Genomic DNA, 15,530 nt, shown 5'->3' with positions numbered 1-15,530 from the left:
TGCGAGCGCGGGGCGCTTGGCGCTGACACCGAACGGTGGGTGTTGGCGGAGGCTGTGAGATTCGAACTCACGGGCCCTTGCGAGCCGGCAGTTTTCAAGACTGCTGGGTTAAACCACTCCCCCAAGCCTCCGCGCAGAGGGCGCGCATTGTCACACCGTGCCGGGCGCCAGGGCCTGCTCGCAATGCACTTGCACGATTTCGCGGCGGCCACCGTCGATGCGCGCGGCGCTGAGGCAGCCACCCCACACGCACCCGGTGTCCAAGGCCAGCAGGTCGGGGCGTTCGATCAGTCCCAAGGTGCTCCAGTGCCCGAAGGCAATCGCCTGCCCATGGCTGGCACGCTGCGGGTGCTCGAACCATGGATGGTGGCCGGGCGGCGTGGCGCCGGCGCCTTCCTTGGTGGCGAAGTCCATGGCCCCGTCCTCGCGCACGAAGCGCAGGCGGGTGAACGCATTCACCAAACAGCGCAGGCGCTCGGTGCCCTGGAGGCGGTCGTCCCAGCGGGCGGGCTCGTTGCCCATCATGCGGGGCAGGAAGTCGGCGCGGGCAAGGGGGTCGCTGATCACGGCGCCCAGCTCCTCAGCCAGGGCCAGGGCGTGATCGACGGTCCAGGCGGGCAACAGGCCGGCGTGAACCATCAGCCAGCCCGGTGCCTGCCGCGCCAAGGGCTGTTGGGCCAGCCAGTCGAGCAAGGCATCCCGGTCCGGCGCGGCGAGCAGGGATTGGAGGCGGTCGCTGGGCTTGGCCGCCCGGTGACCGGCGGCCACGACCAACAGGTTCAGGTCGTGGTTGCCCAGCACGGCGCGCGCGTTCAGCGCGCGCACCCGGCGCAAGGTGGCCAACGAATCCGGGCCACGACCGACCAGGTCGCCCAGCAGCCACAGGCGGTCGCGAGAGGGCGAAAAGCCCACGGTGTCGAGCAGGCGCCCGAGTGCCGCATCACAGCCTTGCAAATCGCCCACGAGCCAGTCCATGGCGCGCATTGTGGACGGCCGCCGGCGGGGCACCTGGGGGCCACCCTGAAGCCGGCGGGGGTGCGGGGTGAGACAATCGCGCCCAGTTTTCGCCGCCCTTGGGCGGCATTTTCTTGATGGATGCCGCGCTTTTACTGTTCCTGATCCTGCTCAACGGCTGGTTTGCCATGTCGGAAATGGCCCTCACGGCCAGTCGCAAGGCGCGCTTGCAGGTCATGGTGGAGGCGGGCGAGTCGGGGGCTGCGCAGGCCCTGGCCCTGCACGAAAGCCCGACCAAGTTCCTGTCGACCATCCAGATCGGCATCACCTCCATCGGGGTGCTGAATGGCATCGTCGGGGAGGCCGCGTTCGCCGGCCCCTTGTCCGAGTGGCTGGAGGCGCACTTTACGGTCTTCACCGAGCGTGGCGCCAACCTGACGGCCACCGGCTTGGTCGTCGTGATCATCACCTTCGCGACCATCGTCTTCGGGGAATTGGTGCCCAAGCGCCTGGGGCAGATCTACCCCGAGGTCGTTGCGCGCATGGTGGCCCAGCCCATGAACGCCCTGTCGGCCTTGGCGCGCCCCTTCGTGCGCACGCTGACCTTTTTCACCGAAGCGACCTTGCGCCTGATGGGCCTCAAAGACCGGGGCCAGCGCAGCGTGACGGAAGAGGAGATTGCGGCCAGCCTGGAAGAGGGCTTGGACGCGGGCGTGATCGAAGAGTCCGAGCACCAGATGGTGCGCAACGTCTTCCGCCTGGACGAACGCCAGATCGGCTCCATGATGATCCCGCGCGGCGAAATCGCTTGGCTGGATGCCGAGGCCAGCGCCGAGCAGGTGCTGGCGGTGCTGCGCGAGCACGGTTACAGCCGCTACCCCGTGTGCCGGGGTGACCTGAGCGACGTCTTGGGCGTGGTGTCGGCCCAAGGCCTGTTGCAGCGGGCGCTGGGCCAGCAAGCCTTCAACCTCACCGACAGCCTCGAGGCCCCGGTGTTCGTGCCCGAGACCTTGAGCGGCATGGAACTCTTGGAGCACTTCCGCGCCAGCGACGCCCCCTTGGTCTTCGTGGTGGACGAGTACGGCGAGGTGCAGGGCGTCATTGCCGTGCGCGATTTGCTCGAGGCCATCGCTGGCGAGTTCAACGCCCCGAGCGACGGCGAGGCCTGGGCCACGCAGCGGGCCGATGGCAGCTGGCTGATGGACGGCCTGATCCCGGTGCACGAGCTGAAGGACCGCCTCGACATCAAAGAACTGCCCGAGGAAGACCGCGGGCGTTACAACACCCTGGCCGGCATGATCATGCTGCTGCTGGGCCACCTGCCGCGCACGGCCGATGCGGTGGAGTGGGAGGACTGGCGCTTCGAGGTCGTGGACCTCGACGGCAAGCGCGTGGACAAGGTGCTGGTCTCGCGCCTGCCGTCCTGAAGCCTCCATCCCCTGGCCATTTCCATTTCTCAACCGAAAGACCGAGATGAAGTTTCCCCCGATGTACCGCAGCATGACCGCCCTGGACACGGTGCAGCACCGCGAGCTGCGTGTCAGCCAGGCGGCCGCCACGCTGGACAACGCCAAGGACCTGAACGCCGTGTTCCTGAACGTGGTCGAGTTCGCCGACGCGTGCCGCGAGTTCGCCATCGTGTTCGTGCGCACGGGCGAGGGCAAGGACGGCAAGCCGGCTCCCGTGGCCCCGTTGGCCGTGCTGGGCTTGAACCAAGGCGAGAACCTGTTCTTGAAGGACGGCCAGTGGCAAGGCGAATACGCCCCGGCCTACCTGCGTCGCTACCCCTTCTGCATGGCGCGCCTGGAGGCCGGCAGCGACCGCCTGGCGGTGTGCGTGGACGACAGCTGGAGCGGCTTTTCGACGACCGAAGGCGAGCGTCTGTTCGACGACAAGGGCGAACCGACCGAGTTCACCAAGGGCTTGGTGACTTTCTTGGAGTCTTTCGAAACCGAATCGGACCGCACCCAGCAAGCGTGCAACGAGATGGACGAGGCGGGCCTGTTCGAAGAGATGCGCTTCGAAGCCCAAGTGGGCGACGGTCCCAAGATCGAGGTGACCGGTTTCTTGGCCGTGAACCACGAAAAGCTGATGGCCCTGCCCGACGACAAGGTGCTGGCCTTCCATCGCAATGGCTTGCTGCAGCTCGTCGAGATGCACCGCCTGTCGCTGGCCAACATGTCGCGACTCGCTGCGAAACGAAACAAATTGTAAGAATCCTCCTTGCGTAGGATCCTTTCTTGTTTCAACTGAGTCTGTGACTTTGATTTCGTACGCGTAAGTCCTAGTCACACGACACACCACTGTCAAGAACGCATCGCTAGACTCCGCCTCCCCTGTTCATGGGGGGTGGAGTTGACAGCGTGGGAACCAGCAGCGTTTTTGTAGAAAGCCGGTGGCAAGGTGGGGTGCCCGTGACTGAAGGGGCCACCACCTGGCGCTTGCCATCGTGGCCCCAAACGGCGATGGACGTTCGCGCGGCCCTGCAGCCCTGGCGTCAGCGCTTCAGCTTCGACCGGGCCCGCAGTTTGGCGGGTTGGCGCACCAGCCAAGCCTTGCTCGGCCGCCGCTACACCCAGCGCGGTTTGCGCATCGTGCCGCAGGCCACCCCCGAACCCGATTTGGCGACCTTGCAAGCCCGCGACGGTCGGCGCTTGGTCGGCACCTTGTCGGTGCGCGTCGATGGGCCCAATGGCTTGGCGGCCGATGGCGTCTTTCCTGACGAAGTGGCCGCGTTGCGGACCCAAGGCTGGCGCTTGTGCGAGTTCACGCGCCTGGCGGTCGAGGGCGAGCAGCCCAGCAAAGCGGTCCTGGCCAGCCTGTTCCACCTGGCCTACCTGTACGCCCACCGCATCAAGTCGGCCGACTTGGTGATCATGGAAGTGCACCCTCGCCACGCCCCGTTCTACCGCCGCATGCTGGGCGCCGAGGTCGTGGCCAGCGGGCGCGACAACCCCACGGTGCAGGCGCCTTCGGTGCTGATGCGCGTGGAGTTGGCCCACATCCAGGAGCAGGTGCGCCGCCTGGGCGGTCGTCCGGAGTTGGCCGACACCGAGCGCAGCCTGTTCCCGCTGGGCTATGCCCCCAGCGAAGAGCCCATGCTCATCGAGCGCTTGCGCGCCGAGATCTGATCAAGCGCCGCTCGCCGGCGCCAGCCAGCCGAGTTGCTGGCGCACTTGCGTGGCGGCGCGCACCAGGGCCTCGGTGACGCGTCGCCGCTCGCCCTCTGCCGCCCACTGGCTGCGCGGTGCCACCGCGACCAGGGCCCATTGCGCCACGGACAAGGCGTCGCACCCCGGCACCGCGAGGGCGGCGACGCCCGGCAGCAGGGCCTCGTCGCTGTGGGCGAACCCTTCGACGCGAACCGCCGCCAAACGGTGCTGGAACGCCAGCCATGCGCTGCCCTCGGCCGGTGCGCCCTGGGTCTGTCGCCACAAGGCCTCGACCTGGGCCGTCGCGCGCCAGGCCGCCATCGCCTGCCCGGAGGCGGTTTGGTGCAGGTTCAGCACCGTGCCGTGGCGCAGGCTCACGTGCAGGGGGGAGGGCGCCTCGGCCACGCGGACGACCGTGGGGCCGGCATTGCCCCACAGGGTCAGCGCCACCGTGCACCCCGTGGCCAAGGCCAGGGGTTCAAGTTGGGCGCTGGCCAAGCGAATGGGGTCGTGCTGCTGCAGGCTGATCAGGCCCAGTTGCATGGCCATGGGACCCAGGCCGTAGCGGCCGCTGGCCTCGTCTTGGGCCACCAAGCCCACCCGCCCCCAACTGACCAAGTACGGGTGGGCCTTGGCCGGGCTCATGCCGGCCCGGGCCGCCAGTTCTTTCAGCGGCAGGGCGCCCCCTGCGCCGGCCAGGGCTTGCAACAAGGTGCCGCCCACCTCCAGGCTTTGGATCCCGCGCGGTGCTTTGCTCATGGCCAAAAATTCTACTTAGACAAATGCATTTGCAATGGCAGAATTTTGATCCCGACGCGCACTCCCGCTCATGCCCATGCTTGACCTCGACTACTTGCCGGGTTTCGGCAACCACCTCCACAGCGAAGCCACACCCGGCGCCTTGCCGGTGGGCCAGAACAGCCCCCAACGCTGCCCGCTGGGGCTGTACGCCGAGTTGTTTTCGGCCGCGGCTTTCACCGCCCCGCGGGAGGGCAATCGCCGCACCTGGATGTACCGCCGCCTGCCTTCGGTGCGGGCCGGTGCCTACGAGCCCTACGTGCAGCCCCACTGGTGCTCGGGCGCGGCGCAAGGGGAGTGGACGGCGCCGGAGCCGCACCGCTGGGCGCCTTTGCCGGCCCAAGGGGGCGACTTCGTCGACGGCCTGCGCACCTACGCGGTGAACGGCGACCCCGACGCCCAGTGCGGCATGGCCGCCCACCTCTACAGCGCCGACCGCTCCATGGCCGACCGGGCCCTGGTCAACGCCGACGGCGAAATGCTCCTGGTGCCGCAGGAAGGGCGGCTGCTGGTCCGCACCGAACTCGGTCGCATGGTGGTGGCGCCCGGCGAGATCGCCCTGGTGCCGCGCGGCATGGCCTTCGCCGTTGACGTCGAGGGCCCGTCCCGGGGCTACGTGTGCGAGAACCACGGGGCCCCGTTTCGCTTGCCCGAATTGGGCCCCATCGGTTCCAACGGGCTGGCCGAGCCCCGTCACTTTCTCGCGCCCACCGCGCACGCCGAGGCCGACCGCCCGACCGAACTGATCAAGCGCCAGCACGGTCGCCTGTGGCGCAGCCGGCAGGCGCACACCCCGTTCAACGTGGTGGCCTGGGCGGGCAATGCCCTGCCGTTCAAGTACGACACGGCGCGCTTCATGGTGATCAACACCGTCAGCTTCGACCACGCCGACCCGAGCATCTTCACGGTGCTGACCTCGCCGACCGACACCCTGGGCTGGGCCAACGTGGACTTCGTGATCTTCCCGCCGCGCTGGATGGTGGCCGAGAACACCTTCCGCCCGCCTTGGTACCACCGCAACACCATGAGCGAGTTCATGGGCCTGGTCACCGGCCAGTACGACGCCAAGCCCGAGGGCTTCAAGCCCGGGGGCGCCAGCCTGCACAACGCCTACGTGCCCCACGGTCCGGACGCCGAGGCCTTCCAAGCGGCCTCCAATGCGGACCTGAAGCCGCAGAAACTGGACCAGACCCTGGCCTTCATGTTTGAAACCCGCTGGCCCTTGCGGCCCACGGCCTTTGCGATGAACACGCCGGGGCTGCGCGAGGCCACTTACGCCGACTGCTGGGCCCCATTGACCGACGCTTCCAACGCCCCTGCCTGACCATGCTCGACTTCACGCACGATCCTGCCGCTGCTTCCTGGGTCGCATCGGCCAACGCGCCCGACACCGACTTTCCGCTGCAAAACCTGCCCTACGCGCGCTTGCGCCGCCGCGGCTCGCAGGCCGACTGGCGCATCGGCGTGGCCATCGGCGACCAGGTCTTGGACCTGCGTCTCGCGGCGGCCCAGGGCCGCTGGTCCAGCGCCGTGCAGGTGCTGTTGGCGCCCTTGGCCCAGGGCGACTTGAACGCCTTGATGGCCCAGCCGGTCGAGCGGCGACGGCAGTTGCGCCACGCGCTGTTCGAGGCGTTGCGCGAGGGCTCGCCTCAGGCCGCTGTGTTGGCATCGGCGCTGCTGCCGCAGGCCGATGTCGAGTACGCCTTGCCGGCGCGGGTGGGCGACTACACCGACTTCTACGCCGGCATCCACCACGCCGAGGCGGTGGGCCGCCTGTTCAGGCCGGACAACCCGCTGCTGCCCAACTACAAGTGGGTGCCCATCGGCTACCACGGGCGTGCGTCGAGCCTGGTGGTCAGCGGCACCCCGGTGCGCCGCCCCTGGGGCCAGCGCAAGGGGCCCAACGATGCCGTGCCGACTTTCGCGCCGAGCCAGCGCGTCGACCACGAGCTGGAACTGGCCCTGTGGGTCGGCCCGGGCAACGCCCTCGGCGACCCCATCCCCCTGGCGCAGGCCGAGCAGCACCTGTTTGGCGTGGGCCTGTTGAACGACTGGTCGGCCCGCGACATCCAGCCTTGGGAGTACCAGCCCCTCGGGCCGTTCCTGGCCAAGAACTTTGCCTCCACGGTGTCCCCTTGGATCGTGACTTGGGAGGCCCTGGCGCCGTTCCGCGGCCCGCTGGAGCGGCCGGCGGACGATTCGCCGTCCTTGCCCTACCTGGAGAGTGCGGCCAACCGCAGCCAAGGCGCCCTCGACATCCAGTTGGAGGTGTGGCTCACGCCGGCGGGCGGTGAGGCCCAACGCCTGGCCACCAGCAACGCGCGGCACCTTTACTGGACGGCCGCCCAGTTGCTGACCCACCACGCCAGCAACGGCTGCAACCTCCAACCGGGCGACCTGCTCGGCACCGGCACGATCTCGGGCCCGAAGCCCGAGCAGGCCGGGTCCTTGCTGGAGCTGACGCAGGGCGGCAAGCAGCCGATCACGCTGGCCAACGGCGCTCAGCGCACCTTCTTGCAAGACGGCGACGAACTGAGCCTGCGAGCGCACGCCGAGCGGCCGGGGGCTAGGCGCATCGGCTGGGGCGACTGCGCCGGCCGCATCACGCCAGCCGCCAGCGCCTGATCACCAACAGCAGGCCGGCGGCCAAGGCCAGGCCCAGCGCATCGGCGCCGAGGTCGGCCCAGCTGGCCTCGCGCGGTGGTGCTTGCGCTTGCAGCAGTTCGATCGCCGCACCGAAGGCCAGCAGCGCGGGCCAGCGCCAGTGGCTGTGCCAGCCCCAACGCGCCAGCATGCCCAGCACGGCGAAGGCCAGCAGGTGGTTGGCCTTGTCCCAGCCGGTGCTCAGGGCATCGGGCGGCGCCGGCATCAGGGCCAAAACCAGCACGGCGCTTGCACAAACCACGGTGGCAGCGCGCCCAAGGGGGGAACTCAGTGTTTTCACGGGGGCATCCTACGTAGGGCGCGCACCACAAGAGACCCCACGTGCGCCATTTCGGCACATCCCCTGTGGCATGCTGCATCGTTATCGCGCGTAACCCGATGGCACGCGCTGGGAAGCATCCATTCAAACCCCCCGAGGAGACGTCCATGAAGATTCGTTTGGCGCTGGGTAGCCTGGCGTTGGCCGCGCTGGCCGCGTGCGGTGGTGGCGGCAATACCGCCAGCATTTCCACGCCGTCCACCACCGAAACCACCCGCGTGATCGCCTTCGGCGACAGCCTCACCGACGGTGGCGCCTACTCCAAGGGCAATTCGCTGATCTTGCAAGGCCAGGGCATCCCGGCCGCGGCCGCCAACACGGTGGGCAAGTTCACCAACAGCCCGGGCTCGGTCTGGGTCGAGGTGCTGGCCGCCAAGCTGGGCACCACCATCGCGCCGGAGCGCTTCGAAGTGGGCGCTGCCAACCCCACTGCCGCGACGAACGCCCTGAACTCGGCCGCCAACGCCAACAACTACGCCCAGGGCGGTGCCCGCGTGGCCAAGACCCCGGGTGTCGGCTGCAACCCCAACGCCTCGGGCGTGTGCACGGCGCAGGCCGCCGTGCCGGTCGTGACCCAGATCGACCGCGCCTTGGCCAAGGGCAACTTCACCGCCACCGACCTGGTGCTGGTGTGGGCCGGTGCCAACGACGTGTTCTTCAACGCGACGCTGGCCAGCAACGACCTGACGGCTTCCACCATCGCCGCCGGCCGCGCCCTGACCGCCGCCGAACAGCAAGCGATCGTCGGCAAGTACGTGATCGCCATGGAAGAGGCCGGTCTGGCCACGATGCAGCAACTGCGTCGCCTGAAGGCCGCCGGTGCGCAGCGCGTGGTCGTCATGACCATCCCGAACGCCGCCAACTCGCCCTATGGTGACGCCAACGCCGCCGCCAAGCCCCTGCTGACGGCCCTGTCCGACGCCTACAACAACCAGCTCAAGAAAGAAATTTCGCTGAGCGACCCGGGCGTGCTTTTGTTCGACGCCGGCGCGCTGGCCGCGTCCTACCGCAGCAACCCGGCGGCCAACGGCTTCACCAACGTCACCATCCCGGTGTGCAACGTGCCGGCCGCCTTGGGCAACAGCTCGTCCTTCTGCTCGTCGCTCATCACGCCGTGGCTGTTCCCGGTTCCGGCCGCCACCTCGCTGTTCGCCGACGGCGTGCACCCCTCGCTGGCCGCGCACGACAAGTTCGGCAACGCCGTCCTGGAGGCCCTGCGCCAAAAGGCTTGGGTGAAGTAAGCCACAACCGAGGAAACAACATCATGAAAAAGCAAGTTTCTGTTCTCGCCCTGGCGGCGGCCATGGCCTGTGGCGCCCAAGCGCAGCAAAGCGGCAGCTCGGTCAACGTGTTCGGCGTGGTTGACGTCGGCGTGACGGTGCTGGACGGCGTGTCCGGCACGAGCAAGGTCCGCATGGTGTCCAGCGGTCAGCAACTGGGCTCGCGCCTGGGCCTGCGCGGCACCGAAGACCTGGGCAGTGGCTACAAGGCCATGTTCACGATCGAGCACCAGTTCTACGCCGACACCGGCAGCCAGAACCAAGCCGCCCCGCTGTCGGGCTTCGCCATCCCGACGCGCGCGTTGGTGGGCATCCCCAACACCATCCGCAGCCAGTTGGAGCCGCAACTGGGCCAGTCGCTGGCCGCATCGCTGAACAACGCGTTCTGGCACCGCCAAGCGTGGGCCGGTTTGGTCACGCCGGTCGGCGCGGTGCTGGCCGGCCGCCAGTACAGCCCGGTGTTCCAACTGTTCGGTCGCTTTGACCCGCACCAAGCCGGCAACGTGGGCAACGCGTTTGCCACGCTGACGGTCCCGACGGGCCTGGAAGTGCGCATCAACAACTCGGTGCAGTACGTCGCCGAGAAGGACGGCTGGCGCCTGAACGGCATGGTCGGCGCGGGCGAAGGTGAAATCGGCAACGGTCGTTTCTGGGGCGTCAGCGCCGGTTACGCCACCGGCGGCCTGGACGTGGGCATCGGCTACCAGAACCGCAAGACCTCTGAAGGCCTGCAGTCGCTGGAGAACACCGTGGTCGGTGCCAGCTACACCACCGGCCCCTGGAAGGTGACCGGCATGTGGTTGCGCGCCAAGGACAAGCACCCGATTCTGGGCGCTCAACTGCGTGCTTCTCTGAATGCCAGCACCGCGATCCCCGCCGCACTGAAGCCCGCCTTCCTGGCCTACGGTTCGCAAATCGCCAACAACCTGGGCTTCGATGGCAATTTGTCCTACGCCGGCATCCACTACATGATCAACGAGCGCAACAAGCTCGTGGCCAGCTACGGCGTCTACAACGACAAGGTGGCCGAGCGCGAAGCCGCGATCGCTGGCTTGGCGCTGGAGCACATCGTCAGCAAGCGCACTTCGATCTGGTTGTCGGGCGGTTATGTCGACAACAAGACCGGCCAGCAAATCCTGCCTTACTCGCAGGGCCACCTGTACGGCTTCACCGACAAGCCGGGTCGCGATTCCAGCGCCTACTCGATGAACTTGGTGCACCGCTTCTGAGCGAGTCTCGCCTCCCCCACAAAGCCCGGCCTGGCCGGGCTTTGTTTTTGGGCGCTTGATGGGCATCAAGGGCGGGGGCGGTCGGCGCCCCTAGGCTGACGGCCTTTGACAAAGGAAGGAGCCGAGCCATGGCGCAGTCGATGCCCCTGGAATCCGACGTGCTGGTGGTGGGGGCCGGACCTGCGGGCTTGGCCCTGGCCTGCGCGCTGCACGACGCCGGATTCGGTGTGCGTGTGCTGGAACGACAGGCCGCCACCGCCTTGGCCTGCCCCGCGGACGACGGGCGCGAGATCGCGCTGACGCACCGTTCACGGCGGCTTTTGACGCAATGGGGCCTTTGGGCGCAATTGCCCGCGGCGGCCATCGCGCCCCTGGCGCGCGCGAGCGTGCGCAGCGCGGGTGGGCGCTCTGTTTTGCCCTTCGAGGCGGCGGCGCAGGGCCACGAGGCCCTGGGTTGGCTGGTGGGCAACCACCACCTTCGCGCGGCCGCTTGGGCCGGGGCCCAGGCCCGGGGCATCGAGGTGCTGGCCGGGCGCTCGGTCAGCGGCGTCGTTCGCCAGGCGGGGCGCATCGGGGTGGTGGGGCCGCAGGGTTTGGCGGCGAACGCACGTTTGCTGGTGGCGGCCGACAGCCGCTTCTCCGAGCTGCGCCGCTGGGTGGGCATCGGCGCACGGCATTGCGACTTCGGGCGCAGTGCGCTGCTGGTGCCGGTGGCGCACAGCCTGCCGCATGACGCGTGCGCGCAGGAGTGCTTCCTGGCCGGCCACACGCTGGCGCTGCTGCCCATGAACGGCCAGCGCTCGTCGGTCGTGTGGACGGTGGCCAATGCCGCGCTGCCCCGGCTCTTGGCCCTGGACGACGAGGCCTTGGGCGCCGAGATCGAGCGGGCCAGCGAGCAGCGCCTGGGTCGGATTTACCCCTTGGGGTCGCGCCACACCTACCCCTTGGTGGCTGTGATGGCCGATCGCTTTGCCGACGACCGCGTGGCGCTGGTGGGCGATGCCGCGGTGGGCATGCACCCGGTGACGGCCCATGGGTACAACCTGGGGCTGTACGGCATCGAGGCCCTGGTCTCGCGCCTGCGGCGCGAAGACCCGGGCGCCGCCGGGCCCCTGCAAGCCTATGCCCAAGCCCACCGCCAAACGGCGTGGCCGCTGTACACGGCCACCAATGCCTTGGTGGGCTTCTTCACCGACGACCGCCCGCCGGTGCTGGCCTTGCGGCGGGCCGTGATCGACCTGGCCCGGCGCTTGCCGCCTTTGCGTGCGGCCATCGCCCACCGCCTGACCGACGCGGGCTGAAGCGCGTTCCGGCGCGTTGAATCGGCGGGCGCTCAGTCGAAGCGCCAGAGCCAGAGGGCGTCCAGCGCGCTGTCGGTGCCGCTTTGGGCGCGCAGCCGGAAGCGCTGTCCGAGCCGGTACACCAGCTGCCAACTGCCGGTGGCGGCGCTGAGGCTGCGCTCGTAGCCCACGCTCCAGCGCTTGGAGAGTTGGGCGCCCAGGCGCAGGGTGGTGCCGGCGTCGTCGCTGTTGCTGACGCTGAACTCCGTCAGCCCCAGCTTGTCCATCAACTGCGTGGTCGGGTTGTCGCCCTCGCCCGACAGGAGCGCCAGCGCCGCCCGCTGCAGCAGCGCGGTGTCGTTGCGCCCCAGTTCGTCCGGTGCGCGCCCGAGCAGCAGCCAGGCGAGCTTGTCGTTGTCGGCCATGTCGGGCTCGCTGTAGAGGCGGATGCGCGGCGTTTGCGCGCTGCCCGTGGCCCGAACCCCGACGCGCACTTCCAGGTCCGGGCGCAAGGCCAGGATGTCGAGGCGGGGGTTGTCCAGCGCGCCGGTGAAGCGCAGCTCACCGCTTTCGATGTCCAAGGTTTGCCCATAGGCCTTGTAGCGCCCGCCCCCCATCTCCACCCGGCCTGTCCATTGCGCCGCTTGGCCCCCTTGCTCTTGCAACTGCAATTGGCCCGTCAGCCGCGACGCCAGGCCCCGGCCCTGCACCCGAAGTCGCTGGCCCAGGTCGAGTTGCAGCAGCACGTCGCGCTGCCAGCGGCTGGGGGCCGTTGGCGCCTTGGCCTCGACGCTGGGGCGGACGACGCGCACGTCCTCGTCCAGGCTCGGGGCGTCGCCCTGGCCGATGTCGAACACGCCCTGGTCGGCCTGGACCTTGCCGCGCAGTTGCAGCCGGCGCCCGTCCAGCGCCAGCGTCACGTGGCCCGTGGTGGTCAGCTGGCGGTCGAACCGGTTCAGCAGGCGGAAGCCCTCGGCCTGCACGCTCAAGCGCGCGCCGGCGTCGGCCTGGCCCCAGGCCCACTGGCCTTGGCCGCGCAGCCAGCCCCCGCTGTCGCCCTCGCCGAGGCCTTGCAGGGTCCATTGCTGCAGCTCCAAGCGGTGGTCGTCGAAGCGCCAACGTGCCAGCCCGTTGCGCCCTCCCAGCCCGCTGGCAGCGTGCTGGAGGCGGTCGATGTGCAGCTCGCCCTGGCCTTGGAAGCGGGGCTGGGCCAAGGTGCCGCCCAAGTTGGCGTCCAACTCGGCTTGGCCGCGCAACTGCAAGCCCGCGGGCAACCAGGCCTGCAACAGGTGCAGGGCCGGCAGGCGGGCGCGCAGCTGGCCGGACAGGGGGCCGGTCGGCGCATCCACCTTGGCCTGGGCTTGCAGGCGGCCCAGCACGGGGCTTTCCACCTGCAACTGGGCACTGGCGCTGCCGGCCTGTCCTCGCGACAGGGCCAGTTGCAACTTCTCCAGGCCCAGGGCTTGCCCGTCCAAGCGCAGGTCGCCCGCCTGTCGGGCGAGGCGCAGGTCCAGCGCTGGGCCCTGCAGGGCCAGTTGCAGGTCGGCGCGCAGGTCGCCCTGCCAGCCGGCGTCGGGCTGCCAGCCCGCCAGCCAGGGCGCGACTTGCAAGCGCCCCGCCAGTTGCAGGTCCACCTCGGGCCGGCCCCGCTGCCAGCGCAAGCCAAGCACGGCGTTCGACATCGGGTCGCCGCGCAGCGCCAATTGGCCGCCGTCCAGGCGCAGACCCTGTCCGTCGGCGTCCCAGCGGGCTTGGGCTTGGTCCCATTGCAGCCAGGTGGCCCCGCCGACGGCGGCGAGTCGCTGACGGATGCCCGGCCAAGTCCAGCCTTGGGCATTGGCTTGGGGCGGTTCGGTGCGCCCTTCCCAGCGCCAAAGGGGCGACAGCGGGCCTTCGTGCGCGGCCGGCGCCTGGCCGTCGACCTGCCAGCTCAGGGGCCCCCGACGTCCGCCCTGGCCGCTGGCCTGGGCGATGTGCCAACCCTGGGCCCAAAGGTCTTGGACCTGCCACTGCCAGGTGTCCTGGGCCAAGTCGATCTGCGCCTGGGCCAGTTGCACGGGCGCGTCCGTGGCCTGGGCTTGCCAGCGCAGCTGCGCGAGGCGAGCTTGCATTTCGGTCGGACGTCCGTCGGCGTCGAGGCGGATTTGGCCCTCTGTGCGACCGGACAGCTGGGTCCCGACGGGGCGCCACAGGGGCTGCAAGCGGGCCAGGTTCGGCGCGCGCCAACGCAGGGCCTGGGGCCACCAGGTCGCGGCATCGGCCAGGGTGGACAGGGTGCGAAGCGGCGGCGTGCGCGCACCGCTGGCGGCCAGCTCGGTGGGGCCGTCTTCGTGCGGGATCTGCAACTCGGCTTGCCACCGTTGGCCCTGCGCGTCGGCCGTCCAATTCGCATGGCCCAACAAGGGCAGCGCAGCCAGCTGTGCGCCGTCGTCCAGGCGCCAGTTGGCGCGCCCTTGCCAAGCTCCGGCTTGCCACCCCAGCTGGAACTCGCCCTGGCCGGCGAGCCGGGCGGTCCAAGCCCCGAGCGGCAACGGCCATTGGGCGACCATTGCCTGGCCTTCGCCGTGACCGCCCACTGGGGCTTGCGTCCAACGGCCGGCCAAGCGCACCCGGCCCGGGCCGTGCTGCTGGGCCAGCTCGGCCGCGCGGAGTTCCACCGTGGCGCCTTGCAACACGGCCTCGGCCGTCAGCCGCCAGGCGTGGTCTCGGGCCGTGGCCTTCAAAGCGTCGGCCCGGAGGTTGACGGTGAGCGCGGTGGGGCGCTCGGCGGCTGCAGGGCCAGCCCCTTGGGCCACCTGCACCCGGCCGTCGACCTGCAAGGCGGGCCAACCGGCGTCCAGGGCCTGCAGTGGCACGCCCTGCACCAGCACGGGCACGGACCATGCGCCCCCGTCGGCGGGCCACGCCGACGCCTCGGCCAGGCGCAGCTGGCCCGCGGGCCGGCGCTCGCTGCCCAAGAGGACTTGCAAGGCCTCGATGCGCACCTGCTGCCAGTGCTGTGGGTGGGCCTGTGCCCGCAGGCGCACGGCCCGCAGCGGCCACCCGTTCTCGTCCAAGCGACGTGCCGACGCGTTGTCGGCCTCCAGCTGCAGGCCCAAGGCGCCGTCGTCTCGGGGGGCGAGGGCCGCCGTGCCTTGCCAGCGCGTGTGTGGCGCCTGCGGATGCAGGGCTTGGAGGTCGAGTTGCGCGAAGCGCGCCTGCAGGGCACGCAAGGGCTGGGAGGCCAAGGGTTGCAGTTGGGCCTCGACCTGGGCCTGTGCGCCGTCACCGCCCTGCAGCGTCACGCGCAGCGGCCAGCGGGACAGGGGGCCGCGTCCGTCCAGGGTCACCCGCGCTCGCGGACCCTGCAGGCGCCACGACGCGCTCAATTGGCCGTCGCGCCCCAGCCGGAGCTCGCCCGCAGCCTGCAGGTCGGCGGGCGCCCAGCCGAGGTGTTTCACCTGCAGCGCGATCGCGGCCTCGCCCCCCCATTGGACCGCGGCGTCCAGGCCCTGCAGTGGCACCTCTTGCACGGTCAGGGCTTGCACCGCGATGCGGTCGAGGGCAAAGGGCAGGGGCGTCTGCAGCGCGCGCAACAACTGCGCTTCGGTGGGCAAGGGCGCGGCGCTGGGGGCGCTGTGCCATCGCAGGCGGTCGGCCCTGAAGTCGCTCCGCAGCGCGCCGTCTCGCCAACGCCAGGGCGCCAGGACCCAATCACGCCCATCCACCTGGAGGTCGGCGCTGCGGTGCTGCACGCGGGCCACCTGCAGGCCCGTCCACAGGTTGCCCTCGGCGCCCTCGAGCTGCCAGCCTGCGCGCGAAGCCAACCACGTCAAGGCCGGGGCGGTGCCGGCGCCGGCCAGAAGCGCGCCCGC

Annotated in this window: 12 protein-coding genes and 1 tRNA gene; 8 read left to right on the top strand and 5 right to left on the bottom strand. The window is 69.9% G+C overall.

What is annotated here, in order from left to right:
• Positions 1–43: 43 nt before the first annotated feature.
• Positions 44–131 (bottom strand) — tRNA-Ser (locus EOD73_RS16115).
• 19 nt (positions 132–150) lie between these two features.
• Positions 151–975 (bottom strand): symmetrical bis(5'-nucleosyl)-tetraphosphatase, encoded by an 825-nt coding sequence (locus EOD73_RS16110; RefSeq protein WP_127684062.1) that lies wholly within the window; start codon positions 973–975, stop codon positions 151–153.
• Between the two features lie 116 nt (positions 976–1,091).
• Between EOD73_RS16110 and EOD73_RS16105 the strand changes: the two genes are divergently transcribed.
• From EOD73_RS16105 to EOD73_RS16095, 3 genes are all read left to right on the top strand, one after another.
• Complete coding sequence (locus EOD73_RS16105) at positions 1,092–2,381, top strand: hemolysin family protein (protein WP_127684061.1); 1,290 nt, start codon at positions 1,092–1,094, stop codon at positions 2,379–2,381.
• 46 nt (positions 2,382–2,427) lie between these two features.
• The gene (locus tag EOD73_RS16100) at positions 2,428–3,168 is read left to right on the top strand and encodes a SapC family protein (protein ID WP_164846108.1); all 741 of its coding nucleotides are present in this window, start codon (positions 2,428–2,430) and stop codon (positions 3,166–3,168) included.
• Between the two features lie 251 nt (positions 3,169–3,419).
• Entirely contained in the window at positions 3,420–4,085 is a 666-nt protein-coding gene (locus tag EOD73_RS16095) for an N-acyl amino acid synthase FeeM domain-containing protein (RefSeq protein WP_127684059.1), read from the top strand.
• Here EOD73_RS16095 and EOD73_RS16090 read toward each other — a convergent pair whose 3' ends face one another.
• Positions 4,086–4,865: an IclR family transcriptional regulator gene (locus EOD73_RS16090; protein ID WP_127684058.1), complete on the bottom strand. Its 780-nt coding sequence runs from the start codon at positions 4,863–4,865 to the stop codon at positions 4,086–4,088.
• Positions 4,866–4,941: 76 nt separating this feature from the next.
• Between EOD73_RS16090 and hmgA the strand changes: the two genes are divergently transcribed.
• Both hmgA and fahA read left to right on the top strand, forming a co-directional pair.
• Positions 4,942–6,228 carry a homogentisate 1,2-dioxygenase gene (gene hmgA, locus EOD73_RS16085; protein ID WP_375137444.1) on the top strand — a complete coding sequence of 429 codons (1,287 nt, stop codon included), beginning with the start codon at positions 4,942–4,944 and terminating at the stop codon, positions 6,226–6,228.
• A 2-nt stretch (positions 6,229–6,230) separates the two neighbouring features.
• Positions 6,231–7,529, top strand: coding sequence for a fumarylacetoacetase (gene fahA, locus EOD73_RS16080; RefSeq protein WP_127684056.1), 1,299 nt, complete (start codon positions 6,231–6,233; stop codon positions 7,527–7,529).
• On the opposite strand, the gene EOD73_RS16075 is transcribed toward fahA, so the two are convergent.
• Entirely contained in the window at positions 7,507–7,809 is a 303-nt protein-coding gene (locus EOD73_RS16075) for a VanZ family protein (RefSeq protein WP_240660752.1), read from the bottom strand. The two genes, fahA and EOD73_RS16075, sit on opposite strands and share 23 nt — an antisense overlap.
• Before the next feature lie 185 nt (positions 7,810–7,994).
• Here EOD73_RS16075 and EOD73_RS16070 point away from each other — a divergent pair, with 185 nt between their 5' ends.
• From EOD73_RS16070 to ubiM, 3 genes are all read left to right on the top strand, one after another.
• On the top strand, positions 7,995–9,128 hold the full coding sequence (locus tag EOD73_RS16070) for an SGNH/GDSL hydrolase family protein (RefSeq protein WP_164846107.1): 1,134 nt from the start codon (positions 7,995–7,997) through the stop codon (positions 9,126–9,128).
• A 23-nt stretch (positions 9,129–9,151) separates the two neighbouring features.
• The gene (locus tag EOD73_RS16065) at positions 9,152–10,396 is read left to right on the top strand and encodes a porin (protein ID WP_127684053.1); all 1,245 of its coding nucleotides are present in this window, start codon (positions 9,152–9,154) and stop codon (positions 10,394–10,396) included.
• 128 nt (positions 10,397–10,524) lie between these two features.
• Positions 10,525–11,697: a 5-demethoxyubiquinol-8 5-hydroxylase UbiM gene (ubiM, locus tag EOD73_RS16060; protein ID WP_240660751.1), complete on the top strand. Its 1,173-nt coding sequence runs from the start codon at positions 10,525–10,527 to the stop codon at positions 11,695–11,697.
• A 32-nt stretch (positions 11,698–11,729) separates the two neighbouring features.
• Here ubiM and EOD73_RS16055 read toward each other — a convergent pair whose 3' ends face one another.
• Positions 11,730–15,491 (bottom strand): translocation/assembly module TamB domain-containing protein, encoded by a 3,762-nt coding sequence (locus tag EOD73_RS16055; protein ID WP_127684052.1) that lies wholly within the window; start codon positions 15,489–15,491, stop codon positions 11,730–11,732.
• Between the last annotated feature and the right edge of the window lie 39 nt (positions 15,492–15,530).

Source organism: Inhella crocodyli (genome assembly GCF_004004565.1).
In the GTDB taxonomy this organism is placed as follows: domain Bacteria; phylum Pseudomonadota; class Gammaproteobacteria; order Burkholderiales; family Burkholderiaceae_C; genus Inhella; species Inhella crocodyli.
This window is presented reverse-complemented; position numbering and strand designations above follow the sequence as displayed.

Excerpts from the sequence above, each read along its gene's own strand:
- EOD73_RS16110 (WP_127684062.1), bottom strand. The coding sequence starts at position 975 with ATGGACTGGCTCGTGGGCGATTTGCAAGGCTGTGATGCGGCACTCGGG.
- EOD73_RS16105 (WP_127684061.1), top strand. The coding sequence starts at position 1,092 with ATGGATGCCGCGCTTTTACTGTTCCTGATCCTGCTCAACGGCTGGTTT.
- EOD73_RS16100 (WP_164846108.1), top strand. The coding sequence starts at position 2,428 with ATGAAGTTTCCCCCGATGTACCGCAGCATGACCGCCCTGGACACGGTG.
- EOD73_RS16095 (WP_127684059.1), top strand. The coding sequence starts at position 3,420 with ATGGACGTTCGCGCGGCCCTGCAGCCCTGGCGTCAGCGCTTCAGCTTC.
- EOD73_RS16090 (WP_127684058.1), bottom strand. The coding sequence starts at position 4,865 with ATGAGCAAAGCACCGCGCGGGATCCAAAGCCTGGAGGTGGGCGGCACC.
- hmgA (WP_375137444.1), top strand. The coding sequence starts at position 4,942 with ATGCTTGACCTCGACTACTTGCCGGGTTTCGGCAACCACCTCCACAGC.
- fahA (WP_127684056.1), top strand. The coding sequence starts at position 6,231 with ATGCTCGACTTCACGCACGATCCTGCCGCTGCTTCCTGGGTCGCATCG.
- EOD73_RS16070 (WP_164846107.1), top strand. The coding sequence starts at position 7,995 with ATGAAGATTCGTTTGGCGCTGGGTAGCCTGGCGTTGGCCGCGCTGGCC.
- EOD73_RS16065 (WP_127684053.1), top strand. The coding sequence starts at position 9,152 with ATGAAAAAGCAAGTTTCTGTTCTCGCCCTGGCGGCGGCCATGGCCTGT.
- ubiM (WP_240660751.1), top strand. The coding sequence starts at position 10,525 with ATGGCGCAGTCGATGCCCCTGGAATCCGACGTGCTGGTGGTGGGGGCC.